Raw genomic sequence first — 21,007 nt, forward strand, 5'->3', positions numbered from 1 at the left:
TAAACAATGAAATACAATTCCTTTAAGCAATGGCGGTTTCTATGTACTACCCTATTGTTGCTGCTTACAGGTAAGCTTTGGGCCCAGGAGCAGAGCGACCTTAACCCGACCATTTTTAGTGTATCTCCTCCGGCCCCTAATGCCGCTGCTTTGGGAAAATACGGGGATGTCCCTGTGAATTTGTTCAATGGGTTGCCTTCAGTATCCATTCCTTTGGGGAAGATTACTGTGGGTAGTGAGTTTAGTACGGATTTGAGTTTGTCTTATCATGCGGGTGGTAACAGGGTGAATGATATTGCTTCCAATGTGGGATTGGGATGGTCTTTGATTGCGGGAGGAGTTATTACCCGGACAATGAGAGGGTTGCCTGATGAGACATCAGGAGTAGGCTATGTGGGTGGTAGTGGTGGAAAAAGCATTTTAATGACGGGAGCCGGAGATATAACCAGTGCTGATGACTACCAGATTTTCAGCAAAGCAGCTACAAATCAGCTGGATACCCAACCTGATGAGTTTAGCTATAATGTAGGGGGCATCAGTGGTAAATTTGTCGTTGATACAAATCAACAGATCGTATTACTGCCTTACAGAGATATAAAGATTACATGGGTGAACCAGACCGGAACTGACATGTATTTTAAAATGGTTACACCTGATGGCACGCAGTATATCTTTGGAAACAAGGATTGGACAATATCAACTTCTTCATGTGGTGGTTCCGATGAAACTTATCCTTCTTCCTGGTATCTTACCCAGATCATTTTGCCAAAAAGTAAACGTACGATAGACTTTACCTATGATTTAGAGAAGGGACTGCCTGCACCATCTGTTACACAAACAGAAACCAGTTCCCCATCAGTGCTGGTTTCGGGTATTTCCATTCAGGGTTGTCCAGGTGCTACCCCGACTGTTTCTACCTGCTATAACAACCGCGTGAGCCAGCAGCAGATTTTAAAGAGTATTACTTTCCCCGGGGGCAAAGTCACTTTTAACTATAATACAGTAAGAACAGATATTGCTAACTCCAGCAACGATCCGTTTTATGCCCTGAGTGATATTACATTCTCTTCCGGATTTAATGGTGTATATACTGACCTGAATAAGTACCTGTTCTCTTATACGACTCCTTCAAGACTGCTGTTGGCAAAGGTGAGTCAGGCGGATGCCAGTAATAATGTGATAGGCGCTTATTCCCTTAGCTATAATAGCACTCATTTGCCGGCTATCAACTCCTTTTCACAGGATCACTGGGGATATTATAACGGTGTGAGAAATTATTCCCTTTTACCTTCGGATAGTGTTACTTCTGGTGGTGACCGGGAACCTTATTTTACCTATACAAAGGCAGACATCTTAGAGAGTATTACCTATCCGACAGGAGGAAGTACCACTTTTACCTATGAAAGCAATACTTATAGCCACTATAGCAATTCGATAGCAGTGAATGATGCTGTTTATCAGACACTTAATGCATCAAAGTCAGTGACAACAGGCGTGAATGGTAATACAACTTACCCTGATTATAAGGAAGATAGCGTTATAGTAAATATACCTTACTTCCAGTATGTTAAATCTATAGCCTCCGCGCAGGCAGGCAATGGGAATATTGCCAATCTTAAATTACGGAATATGCAAACCGGGGCGGTTTCACCAGTAGCCAACGGTACCAGTTATATTCCTCTTGATTCTGGCGAGTATCATTTTGTATTACATGCAGAACATTCTGAGCCGACGGTGTCTTATGAAAAGGCAACACTTGATCTTACTTACAGGGCCATCACAGGTGTTACGGCTATTGCAACGGGTGGTGGCCTTCGGTTAAAGTCTATGACGACTTATGATGGCATTAATCATAGTAACGATATCATTAAAACTTATACTTATAATCTGGCAGGCCAGACTGGGTTGTCTTCAGGATACCTGACAAATAAACCGGTGTATAAGTATAAGATGACGGTTTGGAAACCTGCTCCGGGTGCCAATACCTATGACGGTTCCTTACAGGAGTTAGCATGTGATATGACTTATAGGACTTCTGCCGCTAATAATGAAATAGAAGCTGGGGGCGGTGGTGTTGTTTATAAGGAGGTATTGGAGACAGATAACCAGAATGGAAGTATCAGGTATTTTTATGCGTTAACTGATAATTCATCAGGTCTGAATATTTATCCTTTTGGCCCCTCAACAAATGTAGATCCTGAGAAGGGGATGCTGAAAGCCCAATATACTTATGATAATACGGGGAAATTACTGGTTAAGCAGGAGAATGTGTATACTGATTTCCTGAAGAGATATATTACCGGCTGGAAACCTGCCTATAGAGTGAAGAGGTACTACTATATCGGTTATCCATGGGAGCATTTCACCTCTAATTATTATAATTATCGTAGTGATGGGGCATTGCTTACAAAGACAACGACAACTGAGTACGCAGGAACTGATTCAATGGTCACAGTGGTGGATACTTATTATGACAATATGGATCATATTCAGCCTACAAGGTTGCATACAACGAATTCGAAAGGGGATGATGTGTGGACGTATACGAAGTATCCGACAGATTATACGATTCCTTCCGGGTCATTGAGTGCGGGATTGGCGGCGATTAAGACGATGCAGGATAGCAGTATTCATAACCTGGTGATAGAGCAGTATATGCAGCAGGTGAAGAGTGGGGTGACGACGACATTGGGCGCGAAATACATTAAATATAAGACTGTACCTGCGGTATCAGGAATCCAGGTACAGATGGATACGGCGTTTGCAATAAAAAGAAGTGTGTCTCTCACATCTTTTTCAGCGGCGGCTATTAGTGGCGGTGATCTGGTGAAGAATGCCAATTATGAAGCGAAGATCAGCTTTAGCAGGTATGACAGTGTAGGAAATATTATCGAGCAGAATAAGGTAAATGATGTAACTGAGGCGTATATATGGGGATATAATAATTGTTACCCTGTGGCGAAGATAACGGGTACTACTTATGCAAATGCGATTGCGCAGGTAAATACCAGTGTAATCAGGAACCCGTCAGGTGATGATGTGTTGAGAACAGAATTAAATAAGCTCAGAACTGGCTTGACAAATGTCCTTGTTAGTAGTTATACGTTTAAACCAATAATAGGTGTGACCAGTGAAACTGACCCTGCTGGCAGAACAACTTATTATGAATATGATCTGTTTGGAAGGTTGAAAGTGATTAAGGATCAGAATGGTAAGATCCTCAAGCAGATGAGTTATCAATATGCACAACCTATCACCCAATAACCCGGTTACTTATGAAAAAAATATTCATTGGGGCATCATTGCTGATAGGTAATGCATTGTATGCCCAGAATATACCCCTGGCCACTTCTACACGGCCGACGGCCACACCCGTCGCAGTTCCGGCCGCCTATTCATCAGGTGTGATTAACTATGTACGTACCTGGTCACCCTCAATGCCTACTTCCGATACAGCTGCTGTTAGTTCAACTTCCCGTACCGTAGCAGAAGTTAAGATGAATACAGAATATGCTGACGGATTGGGCAGAACTATCCAGACTGTATCAAAAGGAATCAGTCCTGCCGGGAATGATCTGGTACAGCCAGTGCTTTATGATCCATATGGAAGGGAACAGTACCAGTATCTTCCTTATACACAGCAAAGTGGGAATACAAGCGATGGTAGTTTTAAGGCAGATCCATTCAATAGTCAGAAGACGTTTTATCAGAGTAGTACTCTGAACCCTGGCGTTGCAGGAGAGAGTATTTATTATAGTCAGAATACTTATGAGGCATCTCCATTAAACAGGATATTGAAGGTGGCGGCTCCCGGAAATAGTTGGGCTGCAAATCCTGCTCAGAAGCAATACCTGGTTAATAGTGCCAGTGATGAAGTGAGGATTTGGAATTTAACTACCGGGCTGCCTGTTAGTGGAGGAGTTTATCCACATGGTTCCTTACGTAAGAATATTAGTATTGATGAAAACGGACAGCAGACAGTTGAATTTACAGATAAAAATAATCGTGTGATTCTTGTCAAAAAGTTGATTTCATCCGTATATGGTTCCCACGATGGCTGGTTGTGTACATATTACATGTATGATGATCTGGGGCACCTTGCATTTGTAATGCCTCCGCTTGCTACCAATGCTGTTATAGCCAATAGCTGGACTATCAGTAGCAGTATTGCAAATGAGTTATGTTTTCAATACCAGTTTGATGAACGTGACCGGGTAGTAGTTAAAAAAATGCCAGGTGCGGGAGCGGTATATGTGGTATATGACGTACGAGACAGGGTGGCCTTTACACAGGATTCAGTGCAAAGGGCGGCATCGCCTCAGGAATGGCTGGCGAATTTTTATGATAATCTGAACCGTGTTTCGATGACGGCTATTTATAAGGCTAATACTACGAGGCAGGCCTTGCAGGCAGGTATGAATGCAGCAACCTCAGGATCACAGAGTATTACCTATAGTTTCCCCGTTCAGGCTGACCTGGTATTGAACAGTTATGATGGAACAACGACATCTTATATTGCCAGTAATAGTATAACAATACTGCCAGAGTTTGAGTCTACAAATGGCATGACAATTACAGCAGAAATCACGACGGGTAATACCGGTACGACTACTGTTACCGCTGCTAATGCTTTGCCGTCTATAAGTGGCAGTAGTCTGACTCCACTGACATACGCTTATTATGATAATTATAGTTATACTGGTGCATTCGGTTACGTGGCAGCGGATATTGCAAAGCCTCAGGCCGGATCTAATTCATATTCCGAAGCATTGCCTTCCGTTGCAAGCTCGTTGACGCAGGGGATGGCAACAGGAGCGAAGGTGAGGGTACTGGGCACTGATCAGTGGCTTACAGCAACTACTTATTATGATGATAAGGGTAGAACTATTCAAACAATAGGAGATAATCATTCCGGGGGAAAGGATGTCAGTACAAGCCTTTATGATTTTAACGGGAAAGTTCTCAGCACTTATCTTCGTCATTCAAATTCCAGGAGTTCATTGACACCCCAAACTACATTGCTGACGATGAATACATATGATGCAGCGGGAAGGTTGTTAAGCATAACCAAGCGTTTGAATGACAATACTACACAGGATCAAACTCTTGCGGCCAGTACATATGATGAACTTGGACAATTGCAGCGAAAAAGGCTCAATGTGACAGGAACATCAACACAATTGGATACGATAACCTATACTTATAATATCCGTGGATGGTTACAAGGTATCAATAAAGCATATGTAAATGCTACAGGTACGACTAACTATTTTGGAGAGGAACTGAGTTATGACTATGGATTTACCCGTAATCAATACAACGGTAATATAGCTGGCGCAAAATGGAAGGGTGCTAATGATGGTATTGCCAGGGCCTTCGGGTATTCTTATGATTTGAATAATCGTTTGACAGGTGCTGACTTTACTCAGAATAGCGCAGGTGCATGGGCTAATAGTACAGTTGATTTTTCTGTTGCTAACCTTACGTATGATGCGAATGGAAATATTGGGTCCATGAAGCAGCAGGGACTGGTAGGAACTACGATTAGTGCTATAGATAGATTGAAGTATACTTATCAGTCAGGAAGTAATAAGCTGTTGTCAGTTACGGATAGTAGCAATACCGTTTCTGCTAAACTGGGCGATTTCAATGATGGGGCAAATGCAGCTATGGTAAACGATTATGCTTATGATGCTAATGGTAACCTGACCAGTGACTTGAATAAGGGCATAACTTCGATTAGTTATAATTTCCTGGCACGTCCTGAGAAGATCTCCATTAAAACCAAAGGAACAATTACTTATCAATATGATGCAGTTGGTACAAAGTTAAAAAAGACCGTTGTTGATAGTACAGTTTCACCGGTTAAAACTACAGTTAATGATTACATTGGCGGGTTTTTATACCAACAGGATACTTTGCAGTATATAGCACATGAAGAGGGGCGGATTCGTCCTGTTTATGATTCAGGGAAAGCGACTACATATACCTATGATTACTTTGAAAAAGATCATTTGGGAAATATAAGGGTCGTATTGGGCACACAACGTGATACTGCTGTTTACACTGCAACGATGGAAACTGCGGTGAGTGCAAAGGAGAATGCATTATTCAGTAATATTGATAATACCCGTACTGCAATTTCAGGTATTACAAGTGGTTATCCTGCTGATGCTACGACCAGTCCGAATAACTATGTAGCGAAACTGAGTGCTACTGGTCAAAAAATAGGCCCGTCACTTGTATTGCGCGTAATGGCTGGTGATACTATTCAAATTTATACTACAGCTGCTTATAATAGTACAGCGGCTAATACGAGTAATTCAACTGCGCAACAGATAGCGGCAGCCGTATTACAGGCGTTTACCGGGAATGCGGTAAGTGATGGGATACATGCTGGTATTGGGGCAGGTTCACCTATTCAGACTCAATTTACGGATGCGACTTATAATACATTGAAGAATAGTGATGCAGGTAATAATGCGTCAGGTAAACCCAAAGCATATCTTAACTATGTGATGTTTGATGATCAGTTTAATATGGTGAGTGGGAATAGTGGTATTCGCCAGCCGCAGGATGGACCGGGAGTGATTAATAAGTTGAATGTGGCGGCTATGCGGGTAGAGAAGACAGGGTTTATTTATATTTATACATTGAATGAGAGTAATGAGCCGGTATATTTTGACAATTTGACGGTGTTGCATACGAAGGGGGCATTGTTGGAGGAGACCCATTATTATCCGTATGGGTTGACGATGGAGGGGATATCTGCGAAGGCGGTGAATAGCCTGGAGAATAAGTTTGGGTATAACGGGAAGGAGAAGCAGAATAAGGAGTTTGGAGATGCGAGTGGGTTGGAGTGGTATGATTATGGGGCGAGGATGTATGATCAGCAGGTTGGACGGTGGTTTGAGATGGATCCCTTAAGTGATTCCTTAAGAAGATTTTCCCCGTATAATTACGCATTGGACAACCCGGTAAGATTTATCGACCCTGATGGAAGGGCGGCAGGTCCGGCATCAGATTTCTATGATAAGGCGGGTTTGTTTACCAAACACGTGGAAGATGGTTCTAATGCTATGTATCAACAAACAGGCGCAAAAGAGGGAAAAACTTATGTTTTTGTAGGGTTTGATGAAAGCCAGAAAGGGAACAATGTTGTCAATTTAACAACAGTTATCCAGGAAACACAGAAGCTTAACCTTGATAATCCGTCACTGGTTCCCCGGGACGGAAATACCTATTGTAATTATGCAACCCAAAATGTTCTAAAGGCCGTTGAATCTGCAACTGACAATTCGGATGGATTACTGATGACGGGAATGGCAAATGATATGACACAAAAATTTGCCAATTCTTCGTTATTGACATCAACAGACGAGGCAGGGGCTGTTGAGGCAGGATCAAAGGATAGGTTGGCACTTTATAGCTATGATGCAGGGGCTGGTAAGCATGGTCACGTTGGAACTTTTTCTGTAGGAGAAAATGTGGCAAAGGGTGAAACAGCAAATGTTGGTAAAACTAATGGCTTCTTACCAATTTCCGGTAGTACAGGTGTATTCCGTTCAGAAAAAACTCATAGCGCGGCGAACTTTCATATATTAAATAGCACCGTTACGGCTAAAAAGTCGGTGAACTATGTACCTGTTTATAATTTCAATAGTTTAGATAAAGAATAGTTTGGCAAACGCTGTGCTTTTGCGTTGCTATTAAAAAAGAATAATTGAAAAGGCTTGTAGTGTACTACAAGCCTTTTCAATTATTCTTTTTCTTAACACAACCCTTTTCCCCTTTATTTTTCCCCTTATCGACTTATATGTCACAACATTTATCTATGTATTTCCCCTATATATCGATAAATAAACATTCATTATCATCGAAATACATTTTCCCTTACCATCAATCAACTAATACTTTTGCTAAATACAATAATCTTCATATCTTACGGCCGTATTGTTATGTAAATGTTAAAATTCGGAAACCATTATAGAGCGAAGTAAACTATTTGAACTGATACTTTAAAACAACAGTGAAATCCATGAACGTAATGAAAAAATAAACGGGGACGTGTGTTCCATTGATTTTGACCTTAGGTGGGCCATCATCTATAGACAGGATATTTGATTTTTTGACTGTAAAATTCCACTCATGAGTAGTATTAACACAGAACTATCACCTTAATTTCCTTTAAATAAATAGGGAGAATGTTGGCGCATTCCCCCCTGTTTAAATCGAAATAAACCCAGTCTTGGCGGGCTGGATTCATCATCTCAATACATAAAATTATGAATTCTACAGTTATGGCTGTTCACAAAAAGTGGACGGCTGGATGGTTGTTTGTAGCGCTTTTCCTAACTCTCTTATTTCCAGCAACAATGTTTGCTGCTACCTATGCTGATATCGTTATTAAAGGGAAAGTAATCGACGAAACAGGCGAACCTATGCAGGCTGTTTCAGTCGCAATTAAAGGGACATCAAGAGGTACAACTACACAACAGGATGGTTCTTTCACCATCACAGCAGATGAAAATGCTACACTGGTTTTCTCCTTTATTGGTTATGCCAATCAGGAAGTTCCTGTAGGCGGACAGGCTACCCTGAATATTACCTTGAAAAAGAACGCCAGCCAACTCGACCAGGTGGTTGTAGTAGGTTATGGTACCCAGCGTAAAAGCCAGGTAGTTGGTTCTGTAAGTGCTGTAAAAGGTGCTGAAGTAACCAAACAACCTGTATTGACAGCTGCACAGGGTCTTCAGGCTAAAACTCCAGGTGTGCAGGTAACAGCTTCCGGTACGCCAGGTGCACAACCTCAGCTGCGTATCCGTGGTGTAAGCTCCGTATCTGGTGATGCTAACCCTATCTACGTGGTAGACGGTGTAATCACTACTGATATCACAAACATCAACAACTCCGATATCGAATCTATCTCTGTACTGAAAGACGCTTCTTCTCAAGCTATCTACGGTAGCCGCGCCGGTAATGGGGTGGTACTGGTAACTACCAAGAAAGGTAAATTAGGTGGAATGAAAATCAGCCTGGATGCTTATTCCGGTTTCAGAACACCTACTTCCAAGGTGAAGATGGCAAGTGGTAAAGCATACGCACAGTACTCCAACGAGGCAAATATTCGTGGTGGTGCCAGTGCAATTTATGACCTGGACACTATCAATACCAGCACTGACTGGTTTGACCAGATTACCCGCAACGGTATCGTACAGAACTATAATATCAACATCAGCGGTGGCTCTGAAAAAACCACATACTTCTTCAGTGCCGGTTATTTCAATGATAACGGTATTCAGAAAGGTACGGGTTACAAACGTGGTGTAATCAGGATCAATAACGAATACAGACCAGCAGCCTGGTTGAAATTCGGTCACAACCTGAACCTGAGCATTGCCCATACCGATTTCAAAAACAACGAGTTTGCTAATGCTTACCGCATGGCACCATCTACACCGGTTAAGTATGCTGACGGCTCATGGGGTTTTGAAAAGAACCTGAGCGTAGCTAACCCTGTAGCTGATCTCGCTTATACCAACGATTACCTGAATACACTGAGAATGCAGGGTAATGCTTACCTGGACATCTCTCCAATCAGAGGCCTGAACCTGCATAGCAGCTTCAACTTTGATAACCGTAACAATAATGCCACTAATTATACACCAGCTTACCAGGTATGGAGTGGTCAGAAGAATGATACTTCTATTCTGAAAATAGGTCGTGCTAAGAACTTCTATTACATCATTGATAACAACCTGACATATAACAAGGTGTTCAACAATGAGCATGAAATTACTGCAACCGTAGGTTACTCTGCAGAACGTACCAAAGGTGATACCCTGAACGGTTCTGTAAAAGGTGTGCCTAACAGGAAAAACCTGTGGTACCTGGGCCAGGGCGACCTGACAAACGTAACCATCTACAACGATGGTATACTGGTACAAAGAGCTTCTGCTTATGGCCGTCTGACTTACACCTACAAACGTAAGTATAACCTGAGCGGTAGCATCAGAAGAGATGGTTCCAGCAACTTCCCAACCGGTCAGAAATGGGGTACCTTCTACTCTGCAGGTGCTTCCTGGATCGTGACACAGGAAGGCTTCATGAAGGATCAGACTATCTTCGACGACCTGAAACTGCGTGTTGGTTATGGTCGTGTAGGTAATGATAACGTGAGCGGTCTGGCTACCCTGAATAGCGTAACTGTCGATAACTATTACTACAACTTTGGCGGTAATGCTTATTCCCCACAACAAGCCATCACTATCAACCAAATCAGGGATGCGCGTGCTACCTGGGAACCAACCACTGGTGTGGATGCGGGTCTTGAGTTCGCAGTGCTGAAAAAACAACTGAGCGGTAGTGTGAGCTACTACAACAAGCTGACCAATGCTTACATCAATGTTACTGTTCCTGCTACTTTGGGTGATGCTGACCAGACTGTTTATTCCAGAGCTGCTGATGTAAGAAACAAAGGTGTGGAAGTAACCCTGAACTGGAACAAGGAAGTGAATAAAGACTTCTCCTACTTCATTGGTGGTAACATTACTTTCAACAAAAACAATGTTGAAAAAGTAAAAGGTAACCTGCAGCTGAAAGGTGGTAGCCTTAACAATGGTAATATCGTAACATATACAGTAGTAGGTAAAGAAATCGGTAGCTTCTGGGTATATGAAACAGATGGTATCTACCAGACACAGTCCGAAATTGACAACTCCGCACACATCACCGGTGCTACTGTTGGTGACTTCAAATACAAAGACAATAACAAAGACGGTACTATCGATGATAATGACCGTGTGTTCAAAGGTTCTTACCAGCCAAAAGTATTCTATGGTATCAACGCAGGTTTCAACTACAAAGCGTTTGATTTCTCCGTGGATATGTATGGTAATGCAGGTAACAAGGTATTCAACGGTAAGAAAGCAGTTCGCCTGGGTAACGATAACGTAGAAGCGAGCGTAGCTGCAAACCGCTGGACCGCTACCAACACAAACACAAATGTGCCAAGAGCTTCCAACGCGATTCCAACTCCATCTGATTACTTTGTAGAATCAGGTTCATTCTTCCGTATTAACAATATCACCCTCGGTTATAGTGTGCCTGTAAACAGCTGGGCTGGTATCAGCAAACTGCGCGTATTTGCTACTGCACAAAACCCTATCATCTTCAAAAAGTATAGCGGTTATACGCCTGAGTTGCCTGGTACAGCAATCGCTTCCGGTATAGAACTGGACATCTATCCGGTGAGCTCTACTTACATGGCAGGTTTTAATCTTACTTTCTAATCGTCTAAATGTGTGATATATGAAAAAGTTTAGTTTATTCATCATAACGGTAGGGGCTGCGGCGATCTCTCTGAGTGCCTGTAAAAAAGACTGGTTAAATGTTGATGCTGAAAACCAGTTAGCTACCAGTGATTCTATTTATAACGATAATAGCAACGCTACTAAATTCACAAATGCATGTTATACTAACCTGCTTACCTGGGCCGAAACCAGCTTTGCATGGTTAGGTACCAGCAGCATTACCTCTGATGATGCGGATAAAGGTAGCTCTTCAGGTGATAATGGTTCCGACAAGGACCAGATGGATGCGATCACTTACACTGCTACTTCAGGTAGTGTGAGCGATGGATGGAAAGGTAACTACCAGGGTGTATCCAACTGTAACGTAGCACTGCAGCAAATTCCGCTGTTCACCACACTGGATGCCAGTACTGCTACCCAATTGAAGGGTGAAGCACGTTTCCTGAGAGCTTACTATTATTTCAACCTGGTGAGAATGTTTGGTAACATTCCATTGGTAGATACTGTCCTGAATGCGGATGATGCAGCATCTCTGGCAAAAGGTAATACACAGGTATCTTCTGCAGAAGTTTACGCATTTATTGAAGCTGACCTGAACTATGCTATCAGTGTGCTGCCTACAGTTGATAACCAGGCTTCAAAAGATATAGGCCGTGCAAACAAAGGTGCTGCTACTGCACTGCTGGCCAAAGTGAGCCTGTATGAAAAGAAATACCAACAGGCATATGACCTCACTACCCAGATTATCAACGGTGCTGTAGGTTCTTATGCACTGGTAAGCGACTATAGCAAAATCTGGCGCGAAGTAGGCGAAAACAGTTCTGAGTCACTGTTCGAAGTACAGGCTAAATCCGGTAGCCCTACCTCAGGCGTACAGCAATATTCTGTAACACAGGCTATCCGTGGTGCTACTTTTGCCGGGGTGACTACCGCTGTAACAGGCTGGGGTTTCAATACGCCTAGCGAAGACCTGGATAATAGCTACGAAGCAGGTGACCTGCGCAAAAAAGCAACCATCATCCACGTAGGTGATACCCTGTTTGATGGCGTAATTCTGAAAAGCGCAGTAAACCAGCGTTATAACTATAAAGCTTATGTAAGCGCTACACAGGAAACATATAGCGGCGATGCGGATCTGACTAACAAAAACGTACGTATCCTGCGTATGGGTGAAATTTACCTGATCAATGCAGAAGCTGCCAATGAACTGGGTAATACCGCTACTGCAATTACCGATGTGAATAAGATCCGTAACCGTGCAGGTCTGGGCAACACCACTGCATCTACACAAACCGATCTGCGTACTGCCATCTGGAATGAAAGAAGATGGGAACTGGCTATGGAACATGACCGCTTCTTCGATCTGATCAGACAAGGCCGTGCAGGTACGGTACTCCGTGCACTGGGTAAGAACTTTGTAGACGGTAAGAACGAGGTCTTCCCGATTCCTCAGGGTGAAATTAATGCCAGTGGTAATGCATTGAAACAGAATCCAGGATACTAATGAAGAATTTATTAGTGGTCACCTACAGCTTATTCCTGCTCTGGACGGCTGCTGGTTGTAAAAAAGAGCAAAACGTTACGGAGTCCCCCCAGGACTCCGTAACTACTTCTATACCAGACCTCACCATCATCAATGATGTACAGAAGGCCAGCTTTGGATACTTTTGGAACGGAGCCCATGCCAGCTCCGGAATGGCTTTAGAGCGCAGCAGCAGCGGAGATGTTGTCACTACCGGGGGTACCGGTTTCGGAATCGCAGGTATCGTAGCAGCTACTTCCAGGGGATGGATCTCCCGCACGGATGCAGTCAACCGCTTACGTACCATCTGTTACTTCCTGCAGGATGCCAACCGTTTCCACGGCGCATGGCCACACTGGCTCAATGGTGCTACCGGGAAAGTGGTGCCCTTTAGTACGTATGATAACGGAGGCGACCTGGTAGAAACAGCATTCCTGATAAACGGGCTCCTCATTGCCCGCGCTTACTTCACCGGTTCGGATACGGCAGAAACCAATCTCCGGAACAAAATCACGACGCTTTATGAAGGAGTGGAGTGGGACTGGTATGCCAGCAAAGGAGATAATAAACTTTACTGGCACTGGAGCCCAGATTACGACTGGACAATGAACCTGCCGATCTCAGGTTGGAATGAAGCACTCATCACTTATGTGCTGGCCGCCGCATCTCCCACCCACCCAATTGATGTAAGCGTTTATAATAACACCTGGATTACTGCCGGCTTTGGAGTACAAAATACTTATCAGGGTTACACCGTCTCAATTTCAAGTAATAATTATATAGGGCCATTGTTTTTCTCTCATTATTCCTTCATCGGTTTAGATCCCCGTCAGCTGGAAGATAACTACACCAATTACTGGCAGCAGGCTGTAAAGCATGTACTGATTAACAGGTCTTATTGCTTATACGGTGCGCCTTCTAATTATGGTTATAGCGCTTCTCTCTGGGGATTGACAGCCAGTGATGGTCCTGATGGCTACAATGCGTTTCAGCCCACCAGCGACAATGGTACAATAGCGCCTACAGCGGCATTATCTTCCATTGCTTACACACCGTATTATTCAATGCAGGTGATGCGTAATCTGTATGAAAACAAAAAAGCTCTATACGGGAAGTATGGTTTTTACGATGCGCTGAATGTAAGCAGAAACTGGATGGACAATGAATACCTCGCCATCGATCAGGGACCGATAGTAGCCATGATAGAAAACTATCGCAGTGGTCTGTTGTGGAACCTGTTCATGAATATTTCCGGTGTGAAGACCGCGCTGACACAATTAGGATTTCATGCACCGGTGCGCAGTACTGGGTTTTACCTGTCTGTTCCCGAGGTTGAGAACAAAGTGGTAGATTTGATCAGGCATCCGGATGCCGATACTTATCAGCTGGATGTATATATGAGCACTGCCGGGACCTTTACGCTCGAGAAAACAGATGGTACCATAGTGAGCACCACATCGGTAAATGCAGGTAGTACGCAGGTGACATTCAATACTTCCGTGGGAAAATATACAGCACGGTTAAAAGGTAGTTCAGATAATATAACACAGGTAGTTCAACTTCACTAACATGAGAACATTATTATTTGGAGGATTGCTGGCCATAATGGCAAATACAGGCTGTCATCAGGCAAACAAATCCGCTTCAAAAGACACATTGGTAGATACAACATTGACTACCGATTCTATTTTCAACTTAGTACAGAAGCAAACATTCGAGTACTTTTGGGATGGTGCAGAGCCGCATAGCGGACTGGCCAGAGAACGCTATCATGTAGATGGCGATTATCCGGAACATGATCAGAACGTGGTGACCACAGGTGGTTCAGGGTTTGGTATCATGTCTATCCTGGTAGGTATCGAAAGAGGGTATATCACCCGCCAGCAGGGTTTCGAACGTTTGGTGCACATCGCTGATTTCCTGGAAAAGGCCGACCGTTTTCATGGTGCATGGCCTCACTGGATCTATGGCGAAACCGGTAAGGTAAAACCTTTCGGACAGAAAGATAATGGTGGCGACCTGGTAGAAACAGCATTTATGATGCAGGGGCTGTTGTGTGTAAGGCAGTATTTTGCGAACGGCAATGAGCAGGAAAAAGCACTGGCTGCCAGGATTAATAAGATGTGGGAAGAAGTAGAATGGAGCTGGTATCGCAATGGTAAGAATGTATTATACTGGCACTGGTCACCCACCTATGAGTGGCAGATGAACTTTGCGGTAACAGGGTATAATGAGTGCCTGATCATGTATGTACTGGCAGCGTCTTCACCTACCTATGGTATTCCTGCTGAAGTATATCACGAAGGTTGGGCAAAGGGAGGAAAGATCAGGGATAGTGTAAATGCATATGGCTATACGTTGAAACTGCATCATAACTTTGCACGTGAATTAGGTGGGCCATTGTTCTGGTCACATTATTCATACCTGGGTCTGGATCCGCATGGTCTGAAAGATAAGTATGCTGATTACTGGGAGCACAATGTGAACCACGTATTGATAGACAGGGCCTGGTGTATAGAAAACCCTAAACACTTCAAGGGCTATGGTGCTGATAGCTGGGGGTTGACTGCCAGCTATTCTGTGGGTGGTTATGCAGCGCATGCACCGGGTAAGGAAACTGATCTGGGAGTAATATCACCTACGGCGGCATTGTCCTCTATGCCCTATACACCGGAGTATTCAAAACAGGCGATGGTACATTGGTATAAGCACTATGAGGGGAAGCTGTTTGGTAAGTATGGTTTTTATGATGCATTCAGCGAGACAGATAACTGGTATCCGCAAAAATACCTTGCTATAGATCAGGGACCGGAGGTAGTGATGATGGAGAATTATAGAAGTGCCTTGTTGTGGAAGTTGTTCATGAGTTGTCCGGAAGTGCAGGCAGGGTTAAAGAAATTGGGCTTCGAGAGTCCGTATATAAAATGATAAAAAAGGTCTGCCGTAAGGCAGACCTTTTTTTTGTATTAATTAAGCGATATGACCCCGCGGAATGTGCCGGGATGCAGTACTGTAAGCCATTTTACCACACATCATACAGATTACGAATAGTAGAGAAAAAGTATTATACTTATAGCCTATCGTTAATTTGTTAAGCAATTCAATTTAAATTATGACTACAGCACGATTGTTAGATTTTAGGTTAAGATTGCTCTTGTCAGGGAGCGGACTAATTCTTTTCTTTATTTTGATGGTGGTTCGCAGCTATGCCAATGATGGCAGAATCAAAATCATTCCGGAGCCTGTAAAGGTGACAGAGCAAAGCGGAGAATTTACGCTGGATAATACGACTGTCTTATCTCTTTCTGATAACAAATTAAAGGAAACAGCAGACTGGTTTACCACCAAACTGAAATCCAGTACCGGCTATGATCTGAAACGCAGCAATAGTGGTAAAAAACGCATTAGTCTTGAACTGAATACAAAGGCAGATGCTTCGATAGGAGAGGAAGGTTATACCCTGAAGGTAACACCTGGCGGAGTAGTGCTGAAAGCCAATACCACTTCAGGTATCTTCTACGGTTTACAGACTATACTGCAACTGTTGCCGCCGGATATCGAAAGCCAGTCCGTAAAGCATGTAGCCTGGACCATGCCCTGCGCAGAGATCATGGACTATCCCCGTTTCGGATGGCGAGGTTTAATGCTCGACGTATCCCGTCACTTTTTTACCAAAGAAGAAGTAAAGCAGTTCATCGATGAAATGATCCGCTATAAATACAATACCCTGCATCTGCACCTCGCTGACGATGAAGGATGGCGTATTGAAATCAAGAGCCTGCCTGAACTGACGAAGGTAGGTGCCTGGAGAGTACCACGCACGGGTCGCTGGGGTAAGTTACCAGCAGACCTGGCAAATGAGAAAACAACCGATGGCGGTTTTTACACGCAGGAGGACATTAAGGAACTGCTGAAATATGCAGCTGCCAGAGGTGTTACTATCTTACCTGAAATAGATGTACCGGCGCATAGCCTTGCCATGATTGCTTCTTATCCTAATCTCTCCTGCACTCAACTGCCTTACAGGGTCAATGCAGGCCGTGATTTCTATACCCGCGAAGACAACGTTCTCTGTGTGGGCAACGATAGCATCTTCATGGTACTCGACAAAGTGTTCACCGAAATCGCTGCATTATTCCCGTCCAAATACATCCACGTAGGCGGAGATGAAGCTTACAAAGGCTTCTGGAAGAAATGTCCTAAATGCCAGGCGAGAATGGAACATGAGCACCTGAAAGATGTAGACGAGTTGCAGAGTTACTTTGTAAAGAGAATAGAAACTATGCTCAAAGCAAAAGGTAAAAAGATGATCGGCTGGGATGAAATCCTGGAAGGTGGTCTTGCTCCTGAAGCAACAGTAATGAGCTGGAGAGGTATGATTGGTGGTATCACTGCTGCCAGAATGAATCATCACGTTGTAATGACACCATGGGACTTTGTATACCTGGATCTTTATCAGGGAGAGCAGACTGCTGAACCTCCTACCTATGGTATGTGCCGCCTGTCTGATTCCTACAACTACGATCCGGTACCTGATAGCGTAGATGAAAAATACATTCTCGGTGGTCAGGGCAACCTCTGGACTGAGTCAGTACCTGTATTCCGTCACGTAGAATACATGGTATGGCCACGTTCTATTGCGCTTTCTGAAGTATATTGGAGTCCCAGGGCAAAGAGAAACTGGGATGACTTTATCCCAAGGCTGGAAGAGAACTTCAAAAGACTGGATGCTGCGGATATCAAGTATGCCCGTAGCGTATACAATGTGATTTTCAAGCCGGTCAGAATTAATCGTTACGATTATGAGATCAACCTGACCACAGAGATCAAAGGACTGGATTTGTATTACAGCTTCGATAATACCAACCCTGATGCACATTATCCAAAATATACTGGCCAGCCACTCCAGTGGCCTGTCGGTGCTAATATATTGAAAGTGATTACTTATCGCAATGGCAAGCCGGTAGGCGCTCAGGTAGATATCACCAAAGAAGACCTGGCCAAACGACTGGATGAGAAACGTCACGTGTATTAATTTGAATAGCAATGAGGTTGCATTTACAACCTCATTGCTTTCCTTTTTCAATGGAAGCAAGGCAATGTCTGCTCAGAGTGCCGGCCTTTTCAGCAAGCGGAAAGAGGAATTAATCATACAGGGTTTTATCCTGTGAAAGTTTTAATTTTGCGTGGCAATAGAATGTGCAATGAATTTTTATACTAGAAAATGGGTAAAACCGGAGGATTTAAATGCTCACGGTTCCTTGTTCGGCGGAAGTTTATTATCCTGGATCGATGAAGAAGCCGCCATATATGCCATCATCCAGTTAGGTACCAACCGTTGTGTGACCAAGTACATGTCCGAGATCAATTTCATCAGCTCTGCAAAGCAGGGAGACATCCTGGAATTAGGTATCAAGGCTATTCACTTTGGTACTACCTCGCTCACCCTTACCTGCGAAGCACGTAACAAGATTACCAAAAAGAGCATCCTCACCATCGATAAGATGGTATTTGTAAGTGTGGATGAAAATGGTAAACCATGGGCACACGGTAAGACAGAGATCACTTATACTGACGAGCGGCTGCGCGAGTAGTTATCTGAGCATTTACAATTCCATGGTCTGTAGTATCCTGTACCTCTGCAGGATGGAGGAGCCTGCTGCTTATCCTACTCTGAAACAGCGCATGCTAAACGCCGAAAACACTTCTTCATAAGTATACTTAATAGGCTCATGTTTATCTGCCATCGCAATGGCATATAGCATAGGAATATAGTGATCTGTGGTGGGTACCGCTTTCAAAGCAATCTTACCCAGGTTATTGTAGTAAAACAGGCTGCCAAAATCCCGTTCATCAATCCTTGCCTTTACCCACTCGTCGAACTCGACGGCCCATGAATAAGGCTTATTGGTCGAAAATGCCCCTTTAAAGAAGCCTTTTTCCAGGTTATGCACAATATTGCCACTCCCAATGATCAGCACACCTTTTTCTCGTAGTGGCTTTAGGTATTGCGCCAGTTTCCAGTGGTAATCCAGCCGCTGTGACATGGGAATACTGAGCTCCATCACCGGCACATCCATATCGGGAGCCAGGTGTCTTAATACGGAAAATGCTCCGTGGTCCATATCCGTGCTTTCATCTACGGTCACCTGCGGCACCTTGTCTTTAAAGGCGGTAGCGCCGTATACGCTATAATAAGGGCAATTGAAATGCCCGGGTACTTTCAGGTAAGATGCTTCGGCAGTAAGGTAATGTGCCGAAATGACCATGATGGCTGTGGGTTTGCGGGGTAGTTCCCTGCCCATTTTGGCAAGGGCCTGGGTAAATGGATTATCCCGGAAAGCATTTTCCGGATCGCCATGTCCTACAAAAAGCACAGGCATTTTCTCCGTGGGCTGGAAGATCCCTGGCAGGTTCAGCGCCTTTTCTAACTGTGAAGAGTAAGGCAAAAATGGCAGCAATGCTGCCATTTTAATAAATGATTTCGGATGCACTGTTCTATTATACTTTCGTCTGTTTGAGCTTTACCGGATGAGCGCTCTTTGCACGCATTTTCAGATTTAATAATTCTATAAATACGGAGAACGCCATCGCAAAGTAAATATACCCCTTTGGAATGTGCTGATCAAATGCTTCTGCCAGTAATGACACTCCAATGAGTAAGAGGAAGGATAGCGCCAGCATTTTCACAGTAGGATGTGTGTCCACAAACTTACTGATCCCTTCTGAGGCCAGTAGCATAATACCCACAGCAATGATCACAGCAGCAATCATAATTTCTATATGATCGGCCATGCCCACGGCAGTAATCACAGAATCCAGGGAAAAGACGATATCCAGCAGCAGGATCTGGATAATAGTGTGGGCAAACCCGGCTACTTTAGGCGTGTCTGTAGTATGCTCACCACCTTCCAGTTTTTCGTGAATTTCTGAGGTGCTTTTATAAATCAAAAAGAGACCTCCAATCAAAAGGATCAGATCCCTGCCGGAGATTTCCGCCATTTGTAGCCATTTCGGGTTTTGCATGCCAATCCAGCTACCCGGGTTGAAGAGCGGTGTAGTCAGTGACATGATCCAGCTGATAGACATCAGTAAGCCAATCCTGATAAACATGGCCAGGGTCATCCCCAGTCTGCGGGCTTTCTTTTGTTTATCCGCCGGCAGTTTACCGGCGAGGATAGAGACAAATACGATGTTGTCTATACCCAGTACAATTTCCAATACACTTAGGGTCAACAGGCTGATAAGAGCATCAACAGTAAATAGATTTTCCATGACAATAGGTTTTGTTTAGTTCGCGGTGGCAAGATATGCCAGAATTCTCAATCTACGATACCGCTGCACACACAGCTGCATCGAAGATTCTATTCACTGCACCCGGTTCTCCGGCAAAAAGAATAACTTTAGTATCGTAACCCGTCGTTAATTTAATATATGAGTATAAAAGTAATTGCGTTCGATGCAGACGATACACTCTGGGTCAATGAACCCTATTTCCGTGAAACAGAAAACGAGTTCTGCCAGCTAATGGAAGCCTACCTGCCCCAACATACCGTTGCAAGGGAACTGTTACACACAGAGATCAAAAACCTTACCCTTTATGGCTATGGTATCAAAGGATTTATGCTCTCTATGATAGAGACTGCGCTCACCGTCAGCAATAATACCATCGACATCTCGGCCGTAGACAAAATTATTACCTATGGCAAGGCACTGCTGGCCCGGCCCATTGTCGTACTGGAAGGGGTAGAGGAAGTATTGCAATCACTGAAAGGACACTACAGGCTGGTCGTAGCTACCAAAGGGGACCTGCTGGACCAGGAGCGGAAATTGCGTAATTCCGGCCTGGATCATTATTTCCACCATGTAGAAGTTATGTCCGACAAGCAGCCGAAAGATTATAAGAAGCTCTTAAAGCACCTCGACATCCAGCCGGAACAATTCCTCATGATTGGGAATAGCCTTAAGTCGGATGTACTGCCGGTGCTGGACCTGGGCGGCCATGCTATCCACATCCCTTTTCATACCACCTGGGCGCATGAACATGTAGATGTGCATATTGACAATCCCAACTTCAGGCAGGTGGAACAGATCATGGATGTATTGCCATTGTTTATTTCACCATCCAGCGAAATTTCCTGATAGCGATTACGGCAAACAAGGCTGAGATGCC

11 protein-coding genes are annotated in these 21,007 nt (G+C 43.9%); 9 read left to right on the forward strand and 2 right to left on the reverse strand.

The genetic code is table 11. The annotated features are described in order from the left end of the window. Positions 1 to 6: 6 nt before the first annotated feature. The 8 genes from DXN04_RS01435 to DXN04_RS01470 all read left to right on the forward strand — a co-directional run bounded on the left by DXN04_RS01435 (position 7) and on the right by DXN04_RS01470 (position 18,428). On the forward strand, positions 7 to 3,264 hold the full coding sequence (locus DXN04_RS01435; protein WP_116851526.1) for a SpvB/TcaC N-terminal domain-containing protein: 3,258 nt from the start codon (positions 7 to 9) through the stop codon (positions 3,262 to 3,264). A gap of 11 nt (positions 3,265 to 3,275) precedes the next feature. After that, the gene (locus tag DXN04_RS01440) at positions 3,276 to 7,679 is read left to right on the forward strand and encodes a DUF6443 domain-containing protein (RefSeq protein ID WP_199414965.1); all 4,404 of its coding nucleotides are present in this window, start codon (positions 3,276 to 3,278) and stop codon (positions 7,677 to 7,679) included. A gap of 606 nt (positions 7,680 to 8,285) precedes the next feature. Further along, positions 8,286 to 11,291, forward strand: coding sequence for a SusC/RagA family TonB-linked outer membrane protein (locus DXN04_RS01445; RefSeq protein WP_199414966.1), 3,006 nt, complete (start codon positions 8,286 to 8,288; stop codon positions 11,289 to 11,291). A gap of 19 nt (positions 11,292 to 11,310) precedes the next feature. Next, positions 11,311 to 12,816: a RagB/SusD family nutrient uptake outer membrane protein gene (locus DXN04_RS01450; RefSeq protein ID WP_116851528.1), complete on the forward strand. Its 1,506-nt coding sequence runs from the start codon at positions 11,311 to 11,313 to the stop codon at positions 12,814 to 12,816. Further along, positions 12,816 to 14,402 (forward strand): glucoamylase family protein, encoded by a 1,587-nt coding sequence (locus DXN04_RS01455; protein ID WP_116851529.1) that lies wholly within the window; start codon positions 12,816 to 12,818, stop codon positions 14,400 to 14,402. Before DXN04_RS01450 ends, DXN04_RS01455 begins: the two co-directional genes overlap by 1 nt. A gap of 1 nt (position 14,403) precedes the next feature. Further along, on the forward strand, positions 14,404 to 15,762 hold the full coding sequence (locus DXN04_RS01460) for a glucoamylase family protein (RefSeq protein WP_116851530.1): 1,359 nt from the start codon (positions 14,404 to 14,406) through the stop codon (positions 15,760 to 15,762). Positions 15,763 to 15,946: 184 nt separating this feature from the next. Continuing rightward, complete coding sequence (locus DXN04_RS01465) at positions 15,947 to 17,869, forward strand: beta-N-acetylhexosaminidase (RefSeq protein WP_233525498.1); 1,923 nt, start codon at positions 15,947 to 15,949, stop codon at positions 17,867 to 17,869. Between the two features lie 169 nt (positions 17,870 to 18,038). Then, positions 18,039 to 18,428 (forward strand): acyl-CoA thioesterase, encoded by a 390-nt coding sequence (locus tag DXN04_RS01470; protein WP_116851532.1) that lies wholly within the window; start codon positions 18,039 to 18,041, stop codon positions 18,426 to 18,428. 69 nt (positions 18,429 to 18,497) lie between these two features. On the opposite strand, the gene DXN04_RS01475 is transcribed toward DXN04_RS01470, so the two are convergent. Both DXN04_RS01475 and DXN04_RS01480 read right to left on the reverse strand, forming a co-directional pair. Beyond that, positions 18,498 to 19,304 carry a dioxygenase family protein gene (locus DXN04_RS01475; RefSeq protein ID WP_116851533.1) on the reverse strand — a complete coding sequence of 269 codons (807 nt, stop codon included), beginning with the start codon at positions 19,302 to 19,304 and terminating at the stop codon, positions 18,498 to 18,500. Positions 19,305 to 19,335: 31 nt separating this feature from the next. Further along, complete coding sequence (locus tag DXN04_RS01480; protein ID WP_116851534.1) at positions 19,336 to 20,109, reverse strand: TerC family protein; 774 nt, start codon at positions 20,107 to 20,109, stop codon at positions 19,336 to 19,338. Between the two features lie 159 nt (positions 20,110 to 20,268). On the opposite strand from DXN04_RS01480, the gene DXN04_RS01485 reads away from it, so the two are divergent. Continuing rightward, entirely contained in the window at positions 20,269 to 20,976 is a 708-nt protein-coding gene (locus tag DXN04_RS01485; protein ID WP_116851535.1) for an HAD family hydrolase, read from the forward strand. Positions 20,977 to 21,007 lie beyond the last annotated feature (31 nt).

The sequence above is a fragment of the Chitinophaga silvisoli genome (assembly GCF_003412465.1).
GTDB classification, from domain to species: Bacteria; Bacteroidota; Bacteroidia; order Chitinophagales; family Chitinophagaceae; genus Chitinophaga; species Chitinophaga silvisoli.